The 19,426-nt window shown below is 62.5% G+C and carries 17 protein-coding genes; 9 read left to right on the top strand and 8 right to left on the bottom strand.

Annotated features, from left to right (window positions below; genetic code table 11):
• Positions 1–38 precede the first annotated feature (38 nt).
• The 3 genes from gmk to CSQ91_RS14650 all read right to left on the bottom strand — a co-directional run bounded on the left by gmk (position 39) and on the right by CSQ91_RS14650 (position 2,033).
• Positions 39–677 (bottom strand): guanylate kinase, encoded by a 639-nt coding sequence (gene gmk / locus CSQ91_RS14660; RefSeq protein ID WP_080753685.1) that lies wholly within the window; start codon positions 675–677, stop codon positions 39–41.
• Positions 678–815: 138 nt separating this feature from the next.
• The gene (locus CSQ91_RS14655) at positions 816–1,139 is read right to left on the bottom strand and encodes a hypothetical protein (RefSeq protein ID WP_099388811.1); all 324 of its coding nucleotides are present in this window, start codon (positions 1,137–1,139) and stop codon (positions 816–818) included.
• 3 nt (positions 1,140–1,142) lie between these two features.
• Positions 1,143–2,033, bottom strand: coding sequence for a YicC/YloC family endoribonuclease (locus CSQ91_RS14650; protein WP_034787070.1), 891 nt, complete (start codon positions 2,031–2,033; stop codon positions 1,143–1,145).
• Between the two features lie 301 nt (positions 2,034–2,334).
• Here CSQ91_RS14650 and rph point away from each other — a divergent pair, with 301 nt between their 5' ends.
• The 3 genes from rph (at position 2,335) to hemW (ending at position 5,057) form a co-directional block, all read left to right on the top strand.
• Positions 2,335–3,063, top strand: coding sequence for a ribonuclease PH (gene rph / locus CSQ91_RS14645; RefSeq protein WP_034787067.1), 729 nt, complete (start codon positions 2,335–2,337; stop codon positions 3,061–3,063).
• Positions 3,064–3,201: 138 nt separating this feature from the next.
• A complete protein-coding gene (gene rdgB / locus CSQ91_RS14640; RefSeq protein WP_070281283.1) occupies positions 3,202–3,786 on the top strand; it encodes an RdgB/HAM1 family non-canonical purine NTP pyrophosphatase in 585 nt (194 codons plus the stop codon).
• A complete protein-coding gene (hemW, locus tag CSQ91_RS14635; protein WP_070281282.1) occupies positions 3,783–5,057 on the top strand; it encodes a radical SAM family heme chaperone HemW in 1,275 nt (424 codons plus the stop codon). Before rdgB ends, hemW begins: the two co-directional genes overlap by 4 nt.
• 14 nt (positions 5,058–5,071) lie before the next feature.
• Here the strand turns inward: hemW and CSQ91_RS14630 are convergent, their stop codons facing one another.
• From CSQ91_RS14630 to CSQ91_RS14620, 3 genes are all read right to left on the bottom strand, one after another.
• On the bottom strand, positions 5,072–6,259 hold the full coding sequence (locus tag CSQ91_RS14630; protein WP_070281843.1) for a tetratricopeptide repeat protein: 1,188 nt from the start codon (positions 6,257–6,259) through the stop codon (positions 5,072–5,074).
• 130 nt (positions 6,260–6,389) lie between these two features.
• Positions 6,390–8,105: a methyl-accepting chemotaxis protein gene (locus tag CSQ91_RS14625; protein WP_070281281.1), complete on the bottom strand. Its 1,716-nt coding sequence runs from the start codon at positions 8,103–8,105 to the stop codon at positions 6,390–6,392.
• A gap of 122 nt (positions 8,106–8,227) precedes the next feature.
• A complete protein-coding gene (locus CSQ91_RS14620; protein WP_099388810.1) occupies positions 8,228–9,301 on the bottom strand; it encodes a patatin-like phospholipase family protein in 1,074 nt (357 codons plus the stop codon).
• A gap of 203 nt (positions 9,302–9,504) precedes the next feature.
• On the opposite strand from CSQ91_RS14620, the gene CSQ91_RS14615 reads away from it, so the two are divergent.
• The gene (locus tag CSQ91_RS14615; protein WP_143451032.1) at positions 9,505–10,362 is read left to right on the top strand and encodes a hypothetical protein; all 858 of its coding nucleotides are present in this window, start codon (positions 9,505–9,507) and stop codon (positions 10,360–10,362) included.
• A 67-nt stretch (positions 10,363–10,429) separates the two neighbouring features.
• Here CSQ91_RS14615 and tal read toward each other — a convergent pair whose 3' ends face one another.
• A complete protein-coding gene (gene tal / locus CSQ91_RS14610) occupies positions 10,430–11,365 on the bottom strand; it encodes a transaldolase (protein ID WP_034787048.1) in 936 nt (311 codons plus the stop codon).
• A 207-nt stretch (positions 11,366–11,572) separates the two neighbouring features.
• Here tal and CSQ91_RS14605 point away from each other — a divergent pair, with 207 nt between their 5' ends.
• From CSQ91_RS14605 to CSQ91_RS14585, 5 genes are read left to right on the top strand one after another with little or no spacing between them, the layout of a single operon-like run.
• Entirely contained in the window at positions 11,573–14,374 is a 2,802-nt protein-coding gene (locus CSQ91_RS14605) for a type VI secretion system Vgr family protein (protein WP_257217356.1), read from the top strand.
• A 13-nt stretch (positions 14,375–14,387) separates the two neighbouring features.
• Positions 14,388–15,317 carry a DUF4123 domain-containing protein gene (locus tag CSQ91_RS14600; RefSeq protein WP_099388807.1) on the top strand — a complete coding sequence of 310 codons (930 nt, stop codon included), beginning with the start codon at positions 14,388–14,390 and terminating at the stop codon, positions 15,315–15,317.
• Positions 15,318–15,359: 42 nt separating this feature from the next.
• Positions 15,360–15,812: a DUF3304 domain-containing protein gene (locus CSQ91_RS14595; protein WP_099388806.1), complete on the top strand. Its 453-nt coding sequence runs from the start codon at positions 15,360–15,362 to the stop codon at positions 15,810–15,812.
• Positions 15,760–17,988 carry a phospholipase effector Tle1 domain-containing protein gene (locus CSQ91_RS14590; protein WP_257217355.1) on the top strand — a complete coding sequence of 743 codons (2,229 nt, stop codon included), beginning with the start codon at positions 15,760–15,762 and terminating at the stop codon, positions 17,986–17,988. Before CSQ91_RS14595 ends, CSQ91_RS14590 begins: the two co-directional genes overlap by 53 nt.
• A gap of 35 nt (positions 17,989–18,023) precedes the next feature.
• On the top strand, positions 18,024–18,479 hold the full coding sequence (locus CSQ91_RS14585) for a DUF3304 domain-containing protein (protein WP_099388804.1): 456 nt from the start codon (positions 18,024–18,026) through the stop codon (positions 18,477–18,479).
• A 49-nt stretch (positions 18,480–18,528) separates the two neighbouring features.
• Here CSQ91_RS14585 and CSQ91_RS14580 read toward each other — a convergent pair whose 3' ends face one another.
• Complete coding sequence (locus CSQ91_RS14580; RefSeq protein WP_034750862.1) at positions 18,529–19,383, bottom strand: SIS domain-containing protein; 855 nt, start codon at positions 19,381–19,383, stop codon at positions 18,529–18,531.
• Positions 19,384–19,426 lie beyond the last annotated feature (43 nt).

Genomic DNA, 19,426 nt, shown 5'->3' with positions numbered 1-19,426 from the left:
GTGGTGCGGGGCGCTGTGTGAACTGGCGTGCAGACTAATTACTCTGCGTGCAGGCCCAGCTGGGCGAATAGCGATGCGTTGCGGGCCGCTTGTTGCGCAAACCGGCAACGGGCCGCTCTCACGATCGCGCTCAGTTCGGACAAAGCGACCGTAAACTCTTCATTGATAATAACATACTCGAACTCGGGAGCGTGTGCGATTTCGCCGCCAGCCGCCAGCAGGCGGCGCGTGATCACGTGCGGCTCGTCCTGGCCGCGCTTGTTCAAGCGTTCTTCCAGCGCATCGATCGATGGCGGCAGGATGAAAATGCCGGCCGCGCGGGGGAATTGCTTGCGCACCTGGCGCGCGCCTTGCCAGTCGATTTCCAGCAGGATGTCGGTGCCGGCGGCCATTTGCTGTTCCACCATGATGCGCGAGGTACCGTAGTAATTGCCATGGACTTCCGCCCATTCCAGGAATTCGCCTTGGTCGGCGCGCGCGACAAAGTCTTCCGCCGTCGTGAAATAGTACTCGCGGCCGTGCTGCTCGCCCGGACGGGGCGCGCGCGTGGTGGTCGAGATCGACAATTTGATGCCGGGCTCTTGCGCCAGCAATGCATTGACCAGTGTCGATTTGCCGGCGCCCGATGGCGCGGCGACCACGAACAGGCTGCCGGAGAAGGCGGTAGGGTGGCTCATGCGGATCTTTCCATATGCGTGTGATGGCGGCGTTTGCGCTTGCACGGGCGCCGCCCAATCCGGTATTTTACCAAGAGGCAAGGCGGTGAGCCAGCCCCCGCTGGCGACATGGTAAAAAATCAAGCTGGCCGGGGCGTTTCAGCGGGGCAGCCGTCCCAGCGTGATTTCGCCCGTGTTCAGGATGATGGCCCGGCCATTCACATCTGTACAGTCGCGGTTGCTGATGCGCACGACCGTGCTGTCGACCGACACTTCCGCGCCCAGGCTACTGCGCGAGCAGATGCGGTAGGAGGCGGCATCGGCGCCCGTGTAGATGGATGCGCCGCGCTCCTTGAGGGTAAAACAGCCGGCCGTGCAGCTTTCGATCGCATATGGCGACGGCAACTGCGCCGTTTGCGCCTGCGCTCCGGCCGCCAGCAGCGCCAGCAAGGCGGCAAATGTCCCTGTGCGTGGCGTGGCCATGGCTTACTCCAGGTTCTGCACTTGTTCGCGCATCTGCTCGATCAGCAGCTTCAAGTCCATCGAGGCGTCGGCCAGTTCCTTGACGGACGCCTTGGCTCCCAGCGTATTGGCTTCGCGATTCAGTTCCTGCATCATGAAGTCGAGGCGCTTGCCTACTTGCCCGCCCTTGGTGAGGATGTGGCGCGTTTCGCCCAGGTGGGCCGACAGGCGTGCCAGTTCTTCCGACACGTCGATGCGGATGCCGTACAGGATGACTTCCTGGCGGATGCGTTCCATGGCGTCCTGGCGCGACAGGGCCGAATTCGAGCCCTGGCTGGCCAGGCCCAGCGCATCCTGCATGCGTTCGATGGCTTTTTGCTGGAAGGCCGCCACCACTTGCGGTATCAATGGCGTGATGCGCTTGACGATGGCTTCCATCGCTTCGATGCGCGACACCAGCACCGCTTCGAGCGCCGCGCCTTCGCGCTTGCGGCTGTCGACGAAGGCCGCCACGGTGCGCTTGGTCAGCGCGCCCACGTCCGCCTGCAGGGACTCTTGCCCCACTTGCGCTTCTTCGATGATGCCAGGCCAGCGCAACAGTTCGGCCACCGTCATGACGGGGGCGGAGACAAAATGCTGGCCTACTTCGTTTTGCAGGCGCGCCAGTTCGGCCAGCAGGGGCAGGTTCAGGGCCTGCGTGCCTGCCGTCGCGGCCTTGCGGCCAAAGCTCAGGCGTACCTCGACTTTGCCGCGCGTGATGGCGGACATGACAGCGGCGCGCAAGTCTGGCTCCAGGGCCCGCAGATCGTCGTTGATCCGGAATTGCAGGTCGAGAAAGCGCGAGTTGACGCTCTTGATTTCAATTGTCAGTGTGCCTGCAGCACCTTCGCTGGTGGCAACCGCGTAGCCTGTCATGCTTGAAATGCTCAAAGGATTCCCCGATTTGATCTTGTATACAGTCACTTATACACTTAATCAGCCAGCGCAGGCAATACCGCCCGCGCCGCAAAACAGGACCGAAGAGCACGATGGCCTGAAAATTGCTGAATAGTGTGCGTTTTACGGCATTGTAAAGAAAATTGTGTTTGGCGGGGCAGGATTGTAGGGATCATGTGTGCGCCGCCTGCCATTGCGTCTTGCGCTGTTGCATGACTGCAAATAGACGGGCGCGCGGTGGTAAAATCGCTGCCGCAACCCCAATCACACAGGACATCCCATGACATTTGAATCCCGCCCGAGCGGCCGCGCCGTCGACGCGCTGCGCGCCATCCGCATCACCCGCCAGTACACCAAGCATGCCGAAGGCTCGGTGCTGATCGAGTGCGGCGACACCAAGGTCATCTGCACCGCCAGCATCGAAGACAAGGTGCCGGGTTTCCTGAAAGGCAAGGGCCAGGGCTGGTTGACGGCCGAGTACGGCATGCTGCCGCGCTCGACGCACACGCGCATGGACCGCGAAGCGGCGCGCGGCAAGCAGTCCGGCCGCACGCAGGAAATCCAGCGCCTGATCGGCCGCTCGCTGCGCGCCGCCTTTGATTTGCAGGCGTTCGGCGAACGCACCCTGCACCTCGATTGCGACGTCATCCAGGCCGATGGCGGCACCCGCACGGCCTCGATCACGGGCGCCATGGTGGCCGCGTATGACGCGTTTTCCCAGTTGCAGGCACGCGGCGCGATTGCCGCCATTCCCGTGAAAAGCTTTGTCGCCGCCATCTCGGTCGGCGTCTACCAGGGCATGCCGGTGCTGGACCTGGACTACGTGGAAGACTCGGGCTGCGACACGGACATGAACGTGGTGATGACGGAAGCGGGCCACTTCATCGAAGTGCAGGGCACGGCCGAAGGCGCCGCGTTCGACCGCGCCGGCATGAACCGCTTGCTGGACCTGGCGCAGGGCGGCATCGCCGACCTCATCGCCCTGCAGAAGCAGGCATTGGGGATCTGATCTTTACATAGATTTACATCCTGTTGCCCGCCACGCCGGGCAAGAAACCCACAGCTGCCGCTTTTTGCGGCAGCGGCAGGCCAGGGTGAGGGGAGCGCAAAAGGTTTACAATGTCGGCACTTCAACCGGACTACTGACATGACCCAACGCCTCATCCTCGCCTCCAACAACGCCGGCAAGCTCAAGGAATTCAACGAGCTGCTCTCGACCATCGGTTTTTCCGTCCACGCCCAGGGCGAGTACGCCGTGCCGGAAAGCGACGAACCATTCCACACCTTCGTTGAAAACGCCCTGCAAAAGGCGCGCCATGCGTCGCGCCTGACGGGCTTGCCGGCGCTGGCCGACGATTCGGGCGTATGCGTCAATGCGCTCGGTGGCGCGCCGGGCGTGTATTCGGCCCGCTATGCGGGCGAGCCGAAATCGGATGCGGCCAACAGCGCCAAGCTGATCGCCGACCTGGAAGCGCATGCCGACAAGTCCGCGTACTACTACTGCGTGCTGGTGTACGTGCGCCATGCGGACGACCCGCAGCCGGTGATCGCCGACGGCCGCTGGAATGGCGAGATGATTGCTACGCCGCGCGGCAACGGCGGCTTCGGCTACGATCCGCATTTCTTCCTCCCCGCGCTGGGCAAGTGCGCGGCCGAATTGACGTCCGATGAAAAGAACGCGCTGTCGCACCGTGGCCAGGCCCTGCGCGCGCTGGTGGAAAAACTGCGATGATCCCGATCAAACTGGTGGGCGCCGTTGCCAAATCCGCAGCGAAACCCGGAGCCTCGCCCGCGCCGCAGGAAGGCATTTCCGGCGCGGCCGGGGCGGCCCTGAAATACCTGCAGCCGGGCGCGCTGAACCTGACGGCACTGCCGCCGCTGTCGCTGTACATCCATTTCCCGTGGTGCGTGAAAAAATGCCCGTACTGCGATTTCAATTCGCACGAGGTGCGCGGCGACTTGCCGGAAGGGGAATACCTGGCGGCCCTGCGGTTGGACCTGGAAATGGCGCTGCCGCTGATCTGGGGCCGCAAGATCCACACCATCTTCATCGGCGGCGGCACGCCCAGCCTGATGTCGGCGGCGGGCCTGGACCGGCTGATGTCGGACGTGCGCACCTTGCTGCCATTGGAACCCGACTGCGAAATCACCATGGAAGCCAATCCGGGTACCTTTGAGGCGGAAAAATTCAAGTCCTACCGGGCCAGCGGCATCAACCGCCTGTCGATCGGCATCCAGAGCTTCAATGGCCGCCACCTGCAGGCGCTGGGGCGTATCCACGACGACAACGAGGCGCGCCGCGCGGTGGACATCGCGCACGCCAATTTCGACAATTTCAACCTCGACCTGATGTACGCGCTGCCCACGCAAACCCTGGCCGAGGCGCAGCAGGACCTGGAAACGGCGCTGTCGTTCGCGCCGCCGCACCTGTCGCTGTACCACCTGACGCTCGAACCGAACACCCTGTTCGCCAAGTATCCGCCCGTGCTGCCGGACGACGACGAGAGCGCCGATATCGCCGACATGGTGGCCGCGCGCGCCGCGCAGGCCGGTTACGGCCGCTATGAAGTGTCGGCCTATGCGCAGCCGGGCCGCCAGGCTAAGCACAACCGCAATTACTGGGAATTCGGCGACTACCTGGGCATCGGCGCGGGCGCCCACTCGAAGATTTCGTTCCCGCACCGCGTGCTGCGCCAGGCCCGCTACAAGCAGCCGCGCGCCTACATGGACGCGGTACTGGCCGGTAAGCCGGTGCAGGAAGAGCGCGAGCTGGCGCGCGAGGAAATGGGTTTCGAGTTCATGTTGAATACCCTGCGCCTGACGCAGGGCTTTACACCGAACCTGTTCGCCGAGCGCACGGGCCTGGCCATCAACGCCATCGAGCAGCCGCTGAACGCGGCCGAAACGAAAGGCTTGCTGTACCGCGACCACCAGGTCATCCGCCCGACGGAGCGGGGGTTGTGCTTCCTGAACGACCTGCAGCAGATGTTCCTGGAAGACTGACGCGGTCTGATGCGCTAGTGCGCGGTGGCGGCGCGCAGGCGCTGCAGCTTGGCCGCGTACAGCCCGTGCTCGCTGCGCGTGGTGCTGTTGTCCATCGCCAGTTCCAGCTGCCGGCCCGCCTGCGAGAGTTGTCCCATGCGCGCATACGCCTGCGCCAGCCAGAAGTGGAATTCATGGTAGTAGGGATCGCGCGCGATCTCGCGCTTGAACAGGCGCGCCGCTTCCTGGTAGTCGGCCATTTCCATGGCGCGCTGGCCCAGGTTGAAGAAGTGGAACGGAGGTTCCGGCTGCAAGGCCAGCAATTTGCGCCGTAGCAGCTGCGCTTCGTTCGCGCGTCCCAGGCCGTCGAGTGCCTGCGCCAGGTTCGACAGCAGCACGGTATTCGATGGCGAGCGTTCCAGTGCGTAAGCGAGCGTGCGCCGCGCCGGCTCGATGTCGCCGTGGCGCAGCTGGATGATGCCCAGCGTATTGAAGGCGCCCGCAAACGTGGGATCTTGCAGGATGGCGGCGCGCGCATACCAGTAGGCTTGATCGAGCTCGCCGCTGGCCATGGTTTCGGCGGCGCGATTGTTGAGGTACATGGCCAGGATGGTCGCCTCGCTGATTTGCAGCGTGCGCTGGCCTGCAAGGTCTTCGCCAGGCAGGAAGTCGATGAGCATGATGGCGTCGGCCTCGTAGCCGACGGTATTGCCGGCGGCACGGCGTTCCAGCGCGAGGTTGACGTGGCCGGCGACGAAATACATGCCGCCGCTGCGGCTCCAGCTCTCTTCTCCCAGAACCAGCTGGTAGTGCACATTGAGTCCCATTTCCTTGGCCAGCGCGGCCGTCATCAGCACCAGTGACAGGCAATTGCCGCTGCGCGCATCGAACGCCTGTGCCGCCGTGCGCGTCATGGCGGCATCATATTCAAGCTGCAGCCCGGCCCTGTTGCGCAGGGCATCGGCCAGCGCGCGGCGGGGATTCTTGCTGCGCCCCTCGCGCGCGATATCGACGCGCACGTACTGCCGCATGGCGTCGCTCATGGCAAACGCCTGCCGCGGGTCGACCGGCACGGCCGGCGCGGCAAAGCTGGCATCGTTGAAAAGGTCGGGCGGAGGCGGGGTGGCGGGTGCCGTGGCGCAGCCGGCAAGGGCTGCACACAGCAGCAAGGGGGACAGGAGGCCCAGGCGCAGTTGTGCGCTGACGCGGCGGATACATTTCATGTTCGTGCTCCCGCAGAACGATGTCAGGCGCAACACGTATTGCTGCCGGTGGTGCACCCTGCCACCTGAAACAAGTATCCTCGCGCGCCACGGCGCTGTCAAACCCTTTTGACTGGCCCTGTTGCCAGTCTTAAAACTCTTCCCAATCCTGCTCACCAGCCACCTGCGCCTGGGGCTTGCGCGCAGCAGGCGCGCTCCTGGCCGCGATGGCTGGCTGCTTGGCGGCACTCCTGGCCGCCGGCTTGGCCTGCTGGGTGGGTGCCGGCCGCGCGCTGCGTACCGGCGCCTTTGTCGCCATGTGTTCGAGCTGGAAGCCGGCCGCCACCTGCGCCAGGCGCGCGGCCTGGTCCTGCATGCTTTCGGCCGCTGCCGCCGCTTCCTCCACCAGGGCCGCATTTTGCTGCGTCACCTGGTCCATCTGCGCGATGGCCTGGTTGACCTGGTCGATGCCCATGCTCTGCTCGGCGCTGGCGGCGGTGATCTCGGCCATGATGTCGGTGACGCGGCGTACGCTGTCGACCACTTCGTTCATGGTGCTGCCGGCCTGATGTACCAGCCGCGTGCCATTGTTGACCTGTTCCACCGAGTCGCCGATCAGGGTCTTGATTTCGCGCGCCGCCGCGGCCGAGCGTTGCGCCAGGCTGCGCACTTCCGTGGCGACGACGGCAAAGCCGCGCCCCTGCTCGCCGGCGCGCGCCGCTTCGACGGCCGCGTTCAAGGCCAGGATATTCGTCTGGAAGGCGATGCCGTCGATGACGCCGATGATGTCGACGATTTTCGTCGATGCCGTATCGATGGCACCCATCGTGTCGACCACCTGGCTGACGATGCTGCCGCCCCGTTCGGCCACGCCGGAAGCGGCCACCGCCATCTGGTTGGCCTGGCGCGCATTGTCCGCATTCTGCTTGACGGTGCTGGTCAATTCCTCCATCGACGACGCCGTTTCTTCCAGCGAACTGGCTTGCTGTTCCGTGCGCGCCGACAGATCCTGGTTGCCGGCGGCGATTTCGCCGGAGGCCGTGGCAATCGCATTGGTGCCCGTCTGCACTTCCGACACCACCTTGCGCAGCGCTTCGTTCATGCCGTGCAGCGCGCGCATCAGGTCGCCGATTTCATCGCTGGCGGGCGTGCCGAAATGCGTGCGCAAGTCGCCGTCGGCCACCGTTTCAGCCACCTTCACGGCGGCCTTCAATGGCTGAGTGATCGAGCGCGTGATCAGCCAGGCACAGACGCTGCCCAGCGCCACCACCAGCGCGCACAAGGTCAGCAGCAGGGTGAAGCTGCGCCCGTTGGCTTCCTCGATCGCTTGCGCCGTGGCGTCGATGGCCTGGCGCTGCTGCGACAGCAGGGCCTTGACGTTGTTCTGGTATTTGGCGGCGGCCGGCGCGAAGCTGTCGCGGTAGGCGCTTTCCGCCTGCGCCGCGTTGCCGGCCTTGCGCGCATTCATTACCAGGGTCTTGGCATCCTGGTACTTGACGCGTTCGGCGATGGACGACTTGAAGATGGCTTTTTCTTCATTGCTGTCGAGCAGCGCCTCGATCTTCTTCAGCAGTTCGCTGCCCTGTTTCGTGCTGTCGGCGATGGTGTCGGCAAACACGCTCGACAAGGTTTCATCCGTGCTTTTGGCGATCATCGAGGTACGCGCGATGGCCGAGTAGATCAGCACGTACCAGTCCGATACCAGGCGTTCCTTGGCCAGCGGTTTTTCCATCATTTGCCGCGTTGCTTCGGCATTCACATGGGCGCTGTACAGCGCGTACGAGGTGGAGATCACGGACAGCAGCAGCACCAGCGCGAAGCCTGCAGCCAGGCGCGTGCCGATACGAAGGTGGGAGAGGGCGTGCATGGTTGAAACTCCTGTCGCAGAGGGATTGAAGGTTGCCTGTGCGACATAGTATGCACTGATAAGTGACCAATAGGCGAGGGAAAAGCGCGCTTGTCTTTGCGCGTGTTGCAGTCTCGCCCTTGCTACAGGTCGAGCGCCTGGCGCAGGTCCGGCTGCTCGGCCCAGCGGGCGAAGGCCGCCGCCATGCGCTCGCTTTCCGCGATGGCGCGGCGCCAGTCGCGCATGCGCGCCGCGTGGTCCTGCCCGTAATGGGGGAAGTCGCGCCGGTCCGGCAGTTTGCCATTCGGCAAGCTGGCCACGAAGGCGGGCGAGGGCGAGACGAGGATCATGTTGTCGAGTGCGCTATCGCCGCTGCGCGCGCGGCGCCAGGGCATGGCCTTGTCCAGCCAGCCCGGCACGATATGGTCGGCAAAATGCGGGTACAGCACCAGGTCCGGTTCGCGCTGGTAAGGCAGGTGCAGATGGTAGTCGACCAGGCCGCCGTCCCAATAGCGCCCGGGCGGCGCGCCGGCGATGTCCGTCACGGCGTCGAGCACCAGCGGGATGGAGCCGGAGGCCAGCAGCGCGTCGCGCAGGTTCTCTTGCGCCAGGGGCACGAAATGCGAATGAAAGGCGTCGAAGCGCGAGCGCAGCCAGCTGGCGCCGTCCGGCCCCGCATGGAACACCGCGCGTTCCAGCGAGGCGGCCAAGTGCGCCCGCGCCACGGCATTGCCGGCGGCGGCCAGCAGGAAGCCGCGCCGGTCGCGCCATTTGCCCGGCTGCGCCAGCGCGCCGATGCCGCGCACGGCCAGCACCGACAAGCTATGGCGCTCGTGCCGCAGCAGCTGCGCATCCTGGCCATCGAGGACCGCGTCGAGCAGGGCGCGGCAGGTGCGGCTGACGTGCGCCGCATCGGGCTTGTCGGGATAGCGCTGGCCCACGTATTCGCGCACCAGGCGGCGCTGCGCGGCCACCGGGTCGGGGAACACGGCGGCGGCCATGCGCCAGGCGCCGATCGAGGCGCCGACGAAATGGCGCGGGCGTGGCGCCTGGGCCAGGAAGTCGCCGAACAGCCAGCAATCGAGCTGGTGCAGGATCAAGCCTTTTGGCCCGCCTGCGGCAGCAGGGACGATGGCGACGTCAAGCGCGCGCAAGCCGTTGTCGGCGATGCGCGCCCGGGCGCGGCGGCCCAGGCGGATGGTGATCGGTGATTGCATGAGTAGTCGTTGACGGCCTGTGGCCAGCTATTTTACCGCCAGCGTGGCGTCACGAAACAGTCGCGCTCGTTATAGTCACATTGTTAGTATTAGTAAATTTCTTTAAGGCAACCATTCTCTTGAGAAATGTTGCATAATATTGGACGTTGAATTTTTGGCATGTGCCAAGGATTCCTTATGCCCTGCTTTTTTATTGGAATCGTATGCAATTGAATCACGCTTTTGTTTTGACCCTCATCGCTGGCTCTCTCGTTGCCTGCGGCGGTGGCGGCTCGTCCTCCCCAGCTGACCCGGTAGTCGCCGTGAATCCACCCGTGACGCCCGTAGTACCTGTTGCCCCGCCAGTGGTGCCTGTCACGCCGACCGCCACCGGCGAAGACACGGGCTCCGTCAGCGCCCGTTTCGTCAATGGCGACAACAGCCGTTTCGTCTTTACGTCGATCGGCTTGCAGAGCAATGGCAAGGCCAGCACGCTGGTGCAGGACGCCTCCGGCGCCTTGAGCACTATCGGCAGCATCGTCCTGACGGGCAATCCGTCCGTGACGCGTGACATCAGCGGCGACGCGGCCTTCGCGCAGGGCCGCTGGTTCAAGGGCGCGTTCAGCAATATTTCCGGCGCCACGACCTTGACCGGTAATAATGCCAGTGCGCATTATGTCGCCTATAACGTGCTCGCCGCACTGCCAGCGACCGGCACGTTGACCTGCGATGCCGGTGCGTTCACGGCGCCAAGCTATACGGGAGGCAGCAGCGTCTCGTCGACCGCTTACTTCGGCACGGCCAGCGGCACCGCCAGCGTATCGTTCGATGCTTCCGGCGCCAAGGTGGCGCTGTCCATCGATGCCAGCGCCAGTGGCAGCACGGGCAAGGTGAGTGCTGCTACCAGCATGGCTTCGGCCGCGTCGAGCAGCATCACCGGCGGCTACCTGTCGAATGGCACGGGCGCGCAGCTGATGCTGGGCGACGGCGGCGCTGGCCGCTATCTGCTGATCGCCGCGTACAAGGCGCAGCTGGCCAATGGCGCGAATTACCAGGGCGTGGCCACCTTCCGCTGTTCCTGATCACGCGGGCATGAAAAAAGCGGCGCCGTGCATTGCACGGACGCCGCTTTTTTTATGCAGGTCGTGATCAGCGCAGTGCCGAGATCATCTGTTTCAGCTTGCCGGAATCGACGCAGAAGGCGCGGATGCCTTCAGCCAGTTTTTCCGTCGCCATCGCGTCCTCATTCATCATGAAGCGGAAGGCTTCCTCGTTCAGCGACATTTGCACGATGTTGGTCGATGGCGCTGCTTCGGCGCTCAGCTTGCGCTCCACCGGCGCATCGCTGTCGGCCAGCTTTTGCAGCAGGTCGGGGCTGATGGTGAGCAGGTCGCAGCCGGCCAGTTCGAGGATTTGCGACGTGTTGCGGAAGCTCGCGCCCATCACCTCGGTCTTGTAGCCGAACTTGCGGTAGTAGTTGTAGATGCGGCGGACCGATTGCACGCCCGGATCTTCCGCGCCCATGTAGTCGATACCCGTCGATTTCTTGTACCAGTCGTAGATGCGGCCGACGAATGGCGAAATGAGCTGCGCGCCCGCTTCGGCGCAGGCGATGGCCTGGGCCAGCGAGAACAGCAGGGTCATGTTGCAGCGGATGCCTTCCTTTTCCAGGATGGCGGCGGCGCGGATGCCTTCCCAGGTGGAAGCGATCTTGATCAGCACGCGCTCGCGTGGAATGCCGGCGTTCGAATACAGGGCGATCAGGTCGCGGCCCTTGGCGACGGTACCTTCCGTGTCGAACGACAGGCGCGCATCGACTTCGGTGGAGACGCGGCCGGGGATGGTTTGCAGGATTTCCACGCCAAACGCGATCAGCAGGCGGTCGATGATCTCGGCGGTGGAGGCGTTCGGATGGTCGCGCACGGCCTTTTCCAGCAGCGGCTTGTATTCATCCTTTTGCACGGCCTTCAGGATCAGCGACGGATTCGTCGTCGCATCGCGCGGCGTGTAAGCCTGGATCGATTGGAAGTCGCCGGTGTCGGCCACCACGGTAGTAAATTGCTTCAGTTGTTCGAGTTGGTTCATGGCTGCACGGGAAAGAGTGAATGGGCTTGCCGGAGTATTGTACCGAATCCATTGCATCAAGCATCGACTAATGTCTTCCCCGTGCGCTACTTGCTCAATTGAATCTTGCTTTTTTGAGAACTCGCGCATAATTGCCTGGACTTGTTTATTTTGCACACTGTTCTGATAAGCAATGTGCGATGCCACACTCCAGATGAAGAGCATCTTTTGACACAAGATATCGTTAGCGCAGTGGCCGCCTTCAACGGCGCGGCCCGCCTGTATGCATTGGCTATCGGCGACGATGGCCAGGACAGCGGCTTGCTGGTCGAAGCCTTTGCCGCTGACGAACGGCTGCAGGAGGTCGGCGCGCGCGACATCATTGCCTTGTCCACCAGCGCCCATGTTGCGCTGGCGTCCCTGCTGGGCCAGCCTGCCAGCCTGCATATCAGCCTGGCGGACGGCACGCGCACGCAGTTTTCCGGCTATGTCAGCGAAGCGGCCATGCTGGGCAGCAATGGTGGCCTGGCGCGCTACCGCCTGCGCATCACGCCTTGGTTGTTTCTGCTGACGCAAGTGCGTAACAGCCGCGTCTGGCAAGATCGGAGCGTGACGGTCATCGTCGACGAGGTATTGCAAGCGTATGCGCCATATGCGCTGTGGCGCTGGAGCGACGAGGTCGCATCTTTCATGCAGGACGTGGGCGAACGCAGCTATTGCTGCCAGTACCGCGAATCGGATTTCGATTTTATCCGCCGCCTGCTGACGGAAGAGGGTATCGCCTGGCGCTTCGAGGCGCACACACTGGTCCTGTTTGCCGATAGCAGTCAGCCCTGCGCCACGCCCGAGGACGCCAGCAGCGCGCAGGCGGGCGGACTGCGCTTTCATGGCGCGCGCGTCGGCGAGCCGGGCGACAGCGTGCAAGCCTTGAGTGCGCGGCGCAGCCTGCAGGTGGGCCTGAGCAGCGTGCTCAGCTATGACTACAAGGCGAAAAAGGCCGTGGCCGCCAGCGTGCCGGCCAACAACGCGCTTGGCGGCAAGAACGCGCCGGTGCTGGAAAGCTACGACACACCGGGCCAGTACTGGTACGCCAGCGCCGCCCAGGCGCAGCGCTACGCGCAGTTGCAGATGCAAGCCCATGAAGCGCGCGCCCAGCTGTGGCAGGCGCGCTCGACCGTGCGCACCCTGCGCGCCGGCACGCGTTTTACCCTGACGCAGGGACCGTTACCGCAGGCCGATGGTGCCGCGTCCGAATATGTCGTGCTGCGCGTGGCCAGCATCGGCGTCAACAACCTGCCAGTGCCGGCCCTGGAGGGATTGGCGGAACTGTTCGGCCCGATACCGGAATTGCTGGAAGAAACCGTGGCGGAGTGGGGCGCAGGATTTTCCGATGTCGCTGCCGCGATCGCCCAGGCGCAAACCAGCGGTTACGCCAACTGCATCGAGATGATCACCGCCAGCACCCCGTGGCGTCCGGTGCATGACAGCAACGATGCGCGCCAGCACGCCACGCCGACCGCCCTGGGCAGCCAGAGCGCCATCGTCGTCGGCGCCGATGGCAATGACGTGGCCAGCGGCGCCGATGAAATTTATTGCGACAGGCTGGGCCGGGTGCGCATCCGTTTCCACTGGCAGCAGGAGACTGGCGCGACTTGCTGGGTGCGCGTGGCGCAGCGCGCGGCCGGCGGCGGCATGGGCAGCCAGTTCCTGCCGCGCATCGGCCAGGAAGTGCTGGTGCAATTCCTGGAAAACGATATCGACCGGCCCGTCATCATCGGCGCGCTGTACAACGGGCAGGGCGAGGGCGGCACCAAACCGACCCCGGGCGGCGTCGGGGGCGAGTCAGGTGACGCTGGTGTTTTCCAGCCGGCACACGATCACGCGGTAGCGGGCCAAGGCAACCTGGCGGGCGGCAACAGTCCGCTGTGGCATGGCGCCGCAGGCGCCAGCGCGGCGCACCGCAATGGAGCAGCGCAATGGGGCATCCGCAGCAAGGAGTTCGGCAAGGCGGGCGGCATGGCCGGTTACAACCAGCTGCTGTTCGACGACAGCGACAGCCAGGGCCGCGTACAGCTGAAAAGCAGCCATGCGGCCAGCGAACTGAGCCTGGGGCATCTGATCCACGGTGCCGACAATTACCGCGGCAGCCTGCGCGGCGCCGGCGCCGAGCTGCGCACCGATGCGTATGGCGCGGTGCGCGCCAGGGCGGGTCTGCTGGTGACCAGCTATCTGCTCGGGCACGACGCGTCGCAGCGCGATCCGGCCGGCGACAACGGATCCGGCATTGCCCTGCTGAAACAGGCCGTGATGCTGGGCGACACATTTAACACCGCCGCCAAGACGCATCAAACGGTAACGTACGCCAGCCATCTTGGCGCAGAGACGCCGGACGCCAGCGTGCTCGACAACAAGGCCGCGCCGCTCAAGGCGATGCTGGCCACTGTGGCGGGCATGCACGACCAGTTGCCACAGACCAAGGACGCCATCATCGCGATTGCCGCCAGGGCCGGACTGGGCGTTGTCGCGGGGCAAGACATGCAACTGGCCAACGGCGAAACCGTCACACTGATGAGCGGCCAGGATACCCAGTTCACCGGCGGCGGCCAGTTGCGCGTGCACAGCGGCCAGGCCATCGGCGCCCTGGGCGGCGTGGTCAAGGCGGGCGAGAACAATATCGGCCTGCAGATAATCGCCGCCAAACAGGCCATCGACGTGCAGGCGCAGGCCGACCTGCTCCAGGTCCAGGCGCGCGAGGAAGTCAATCTGATCAGCGCCAACGCGCATATCGACTGGGCGGCGGCAAAAAGCATCCGCCTGTCGACGGCGGGCGGGGCGAATATCACCATCGAGGGCGGCAATATTACGATCCAGTGTCCGGGCAAGATCACGGTGCATGCCGGCAGGAAGAGTTTTATCGGGCCGACACGGCTCGCTTATCCATTGCCGGCGCTGCCTGCCAGCGTCTGTAAAGCGTGTCTGCTGGCAGCGTTGCGTAGCGGTAGTCCGTTTGTCGCACCCACGGCAGCCTAGAAAAGGAGCCCTGATGTACTTTGCCATCGATGTTCCCGACCCAGAAGTTCCAGCGCTGATCGCGCAGCAACTGCAGGCCTTGCGTGCGGACGCGGTAGTGGCGAACGGCGGCCAGCCCCTGCATCTGCTGGCGCTGCTCGACGGCGCCTGCGACGAGGAATTTTTCACCAAGCGCTACCCGAGCCGCTTGCGGCGCCAGTCGCTGTATGCCTATACCTCGTTGCAAAACTTCAAGAGCGCCGCACCGCATTTAATGGCGGCGCCATTGGCAAGCAGCGAGCAGGCCGCGTGGCTGCAGCGCCTGTTTTCGCTATGCGCAGGCAAGCCCATGCTCAGCATCATCGCCAGCACGCTCAATATCGACCAGCTGGAGCAGCATCTGCGCCCCTATTTGATTGCCATCACGCCAGATACCGTCGAATGGCCAGTGCGCTGGGCCGATAGTCGCACATTGCCGGCCTTGCTGGCGGCCTTGACGAAAACCCAATATGCGCATTTGCTGAGTCCCATCTACCGCTGGTGGTCGCTGCGGCGCGATGGTTCCCTGATCAGTTGGCAAGGGGCGGCACAGGCCAGTCCCGTCCCTGCGGAGTTTGATAAATTTCCCTTGAGCGACACCGCCTTTGCCTCCTTGGTGGATATCGCCGAGGCCGACGCCATCCTGGCCAATCTGCATGATGTGCAGCCGGACCTGTTTCATTCCGGTACTCCGGCCGAGTGCCACGCGCGCGTGGCGCGTCATTTGCTTGTGGCAAATGCCAGCGGCATCGAGGCGGCGGGTCAACGTCAGCATTTCAGCGCCCTGGCCTTGATGCTGGCCGATGATTTCACCTTGCATCCGGCGATGGCCAGCCTGCTGCGGCGGACGCGCCAGGGTGCGAATTACCTGTCCGAGCTCGACACGCTGCCCGACGATTTCTGGCAGGCGCGATCAGCTGCCTAGCCTTGTTCCTTCAACTGCTAATTTTTTTATAAGAGGAAAATCATGAAATGGATTATGTATCTTGGCGCCGCCTTGCTGCTGAGCGGTTGTGCTGTCAAGGCAAGGCAGGTTGAGCAAGCCGGGCCAAGTCCTACCGCGACAGCGCAGGTGGGTATTGTCAACCATACGGGGAAGTATATTTATTCCGCATCGGTGGATGGGGCAGGAGGTGCCAATATGGCCAGATGGGGAGCGGGGGGGGCTGATGTTTGTTGTGCTTCTATTCCGCGGGTATGGTATCCGGGAATGAAAGTCCGGGTGCGCTGGGATATGCCGGAAGAACATACGCATATTGTCAAAGAAAAAATGGTGGAAGTGGAAAAATACGATGAGCCCGGGGATATCTATATGCATTTTTTCCCCAATGACGAGGTGAGAGTTGTCGTGTCAAATGCGGGAGGGGGTGCAAAAACTCATCCTATTCTTCACTCCGGGAAACCTGCCAATATTCCTTGATATCATGATCAGTGAAACTCCCCATTCCGCGCCGTTTCCCGTCGATTTCTTTCTCAAACCGTCGACGAAAGAACAATCCGAAATTGCCAAGGAGGCATGTGACAATAAAGATAATGCACCGTGCAGTATTCCAGTAAGGGTTGGACTTTTCTTTGATGGAACCAATAATAACCTGGAGCGCGATAGGAATGGGGTTAGGACAGGCGTGCTCGACCCGAAAACAAAGAAGCCTATTCCTATAAGTAATGTTGTAGTCGACGCCAATAATGCCAGTCATAGTAATGTGGCGCGGCTATTTTCAAGTTTTCCATCGAATAAACGGGGTGCGGGATATTTTCGAAATTATATTCCTGGCGTCGGAACTCCATTTGCGGAAATCGGTGAATTGACTGAAACGGATGAGGGGAAAGCTTTTGCCAAAGGAGGGCAGCCACGAATTGTGTGGGGATTGTTGCAGGTTTTAAATGCAATTCATCGAACGGTATATGGAGATGAAACTCCATTATATAAATCAGATAAGGCTGGCGAACTTGCCCGTACTTATGATAATGCCGTAGGCCACAAAAAGGTGCCGCATCCCTCAACCGGCAGGGAGCGTTTCATGACCCACTCGGACTGGTTCGCTGAGCATATTGAAAAACTAAGGGAGGCGATGGTGGCACGGCCCAAGCCGCATATCCCATCGCTGACCCTGTCCGTGTTCGGTTTTTCGCGGGGTGCCGCCGAGGCGGTGGCGTTTTGCCAGCTGTTTGCCGATTTGCTCACGCCGGGTGAAGGTGAGGTGCAGAAGTTTGCCGGCATCCCCGTCAGCATCGATTTTCTTGGCGTCTTCGACACGGTGGCAACCGTGGGCAGTTCGGCGTCTGTCGCGAAAACCACGATTGCGCCTGGCGCGATGTTCGATGGCCATTGGGCCTGGGCCAATGAATTGCTCAAACCGCTGCCGTCCTGCGTCCAAGCCGGCTTGCATTGTATTGCCACGCATGAGCAGCGCATGAATTTTCCCGTCACGCGCCTGACAGGGAAAATCGAGGAAGTGTATTTTCCAGGCGTGCACTCCGACGTGGGAGGCGGCTATGGTCCGGGCGAGCAGGGAAAGGGGCGTGGCGGACAAGCGGCCTTGCTGTCGCAAATCCCGCTGGCACATATGTTCAAGGAGGCCCGTATCAAGGGCGTGCCCTTGATACCGTTCAGTGAACTGGAGGCAACGGACCGAGATGATTTTCAGGTCAGTCAAGAGCTTGCCAAGGCATGGGAAGCATATACCGCCGAGCTTAACAAGCAAGGCGCCTTGCTGAGCAAGCATATGGAGCTGTATTACCGCTGGCGCGCAGTGCGCGTCAAGACCCTGGAAGCCACGGCGAGTTTCAAGGCAGCCAGCGCGCAGGAGCGCGAGGATCTGGGTTCCTACAACCGCTTGCTGGCAGGCGATCTGGAAGCGTTGCGCGCGCGCAAGGCCTTTCGCCATGGTGATGAGGAGAAACCGTTCAGCGCCCGGGATATTGCGCGCATCAATCACTGGCAATACTATCGCGCCCAAAATCACACGCCCCTGGATGAATGGGAAGCATGGGCGCTCGATATATTCGATCACCCCAAACCGCTACCGCTCGAAGTGATGCGGTTTTTTGACGATTATGTACATGATTCCCTTGCCGGCTTTTATATGGCGGGCGAAGTGACGGAATACGACAAGCGGGCCAAGATCGCCTCGTTCGCCAATAAACCGCCTGAAGACGGCTTTTATAAACGCGCGTATGAGCTCAGCCGGAAGACGGAAGCCGCGCAACTGAAGCAGAAGAATGGCGAAGCATTGACGCCGGATGAGGAAGCACTGCTCAAGGAAGCGCAGTATGGCACGCCCTACCCAATCCGTACGGATGCCGACAGCGCCGCCATGCGCAGCGCGGTGATCACCACGCAAACCTATACGCGTCGCGAGGGTGGCGGCTATATCTTGCGCCGAGGCTATTATCCGCAAAGCGGCTTCTTCCGGAAAAGCGTGCACGAAAACGAGCTGCAACGCATGCCGACGGCCGGCATCAAGGCAAAAGAAGTACCCGAAGAATTCGTATGGAGCGACAACTTAACACAGGATATTGCGCAAGCCAAAGTCGATGAAGAAATTTACCTGGCGCAGCAGCGCTACGCAACGCGGGCCGAAGCGCTCGCATAGGACGTAATTTCAGCGCGGCTGGAGCGGAAAGGAAAATGATGAAATGGATTATTTGTCTTGGCACTGCCTTGCTGCTGAGCGGCTGTGCGTTCAAGGCCAGGCAGGTTGAGGAAGCCGGCCCAAGTCCTACCGCGACGGCGCAGGTGGGTATTGTCAACCATACGGGAAAATATATTTATTCCGCATCGGTGGATGGGGCCGGAGGGGCCAATATGGCCAGATGGGGAGCGGGAGGGGCAGAAATTTGCTGTGCCTCTATCCCGAGAGTGTGGTATCCGGGGATGATGGTTCTAGTGCGGTGGAATATGCCTGAGGGGCATACCGACGTAATCAAAGAAAAGATGGTGGAAGTGGAAAAATATGATAGACCAGGAGATATCTATATGCATTTTTTTGAGAATGACGAGGTGAGAGTTGTTGTGTCAAATGTGGATGGCGATAGTAAAAATCATCCTATTCTTCATTCCGGAAAACCTGCTGATATGCCTTGATGTCTGTCGCGAAAAGGATGAGCGCCAGCGAGGCTGGCGCCGATGGGGATCAGCCGATGAAGGAATCGAACTGCATGTCGAATTCCTGCAGCGCCTTCTGCGCATTCTGCATCTTCTTGCGGAACTCCGGGCCCCGTTGCAGGGCCAGGCCCACGGCCAGCACGTCGATCACGACCAGGTAGGCCAGGCGGGCGGAAATCGGGGTGTAGGGGTCGGTATTGAAGACCAGGTCGATCGGGATCAGCACGGTCGCCAGGTCGGCCAGCGGCGTGCCCGATGGGGCCAGCACGACGACGTCGGCGCCGCCGCGGCGCGCCAGTTTCACGGAGCGGACCAGGGCGGGGCTGTTGCCGCGCTGCGAGATGGCCACCAGGCAGTCGCCGCCGCGCAGCAGGGCCGCGGCGATGCTGTGGATGTTCGGATCGCTGTAGGCCACCGTCGGCACGCCCGAGCGGAAGAACTTGTGCTGCGCGTCGGCCGCCACGATGCCCGACGTGCCCTGGCCATAGAATTCGATCTTGCTGGCGCGCGACAGGATGTCGAGCGCGCGCTGGATCGCTTCCGGGTTCAGGTTGTTGCGCAGGTCGAGCAGGGTGTTGATCGAGCGGCTGCAGATTTTATTCACGAGGTCGGCCGCCAGGTCGTCCTGCGCCGGCTGTTCGTTCGCGCCCGGCATGGCCAGGGCCAGGCCCTGCGCCAGCTTCAGCTTGAATTCATGCCAGCCGTCATAGCCCAGGGTGCGGCAAAAGCGCACCACCGTCGGTTCCGACACCTGCGCGCTTTTCGCCAGCGCCGTGATGTTCTGGCTGACCGTCTGGTTGGGCTGGTCAAGCACGGCCAGCGCGACCTTTTTCTCCGACTTGGAGAGCGAATCGAGCTGGGTGCGGATGGAGTCAAGCAGCATTAAATTAGTCTTCTATTTTCTGGCAGGGGTGGAGCAGGGGTTT

It is taken from the genome of Janthinobacterium sp. BJB301, from assembly GCF_002735685.1.
Taxonomy (GTDB): domain Bacteria; phylum Pseudomonadota; class Gammaproteobacteria; order Burkholderiales; family Burkholderiaceae_D; genus Janthinobacterium; species Janthinobacterium lividum.
Note: the sequence above shows the minus strand (reverse complement) of the source record. Positions and strands in the feature narration are given on the sequence as shown.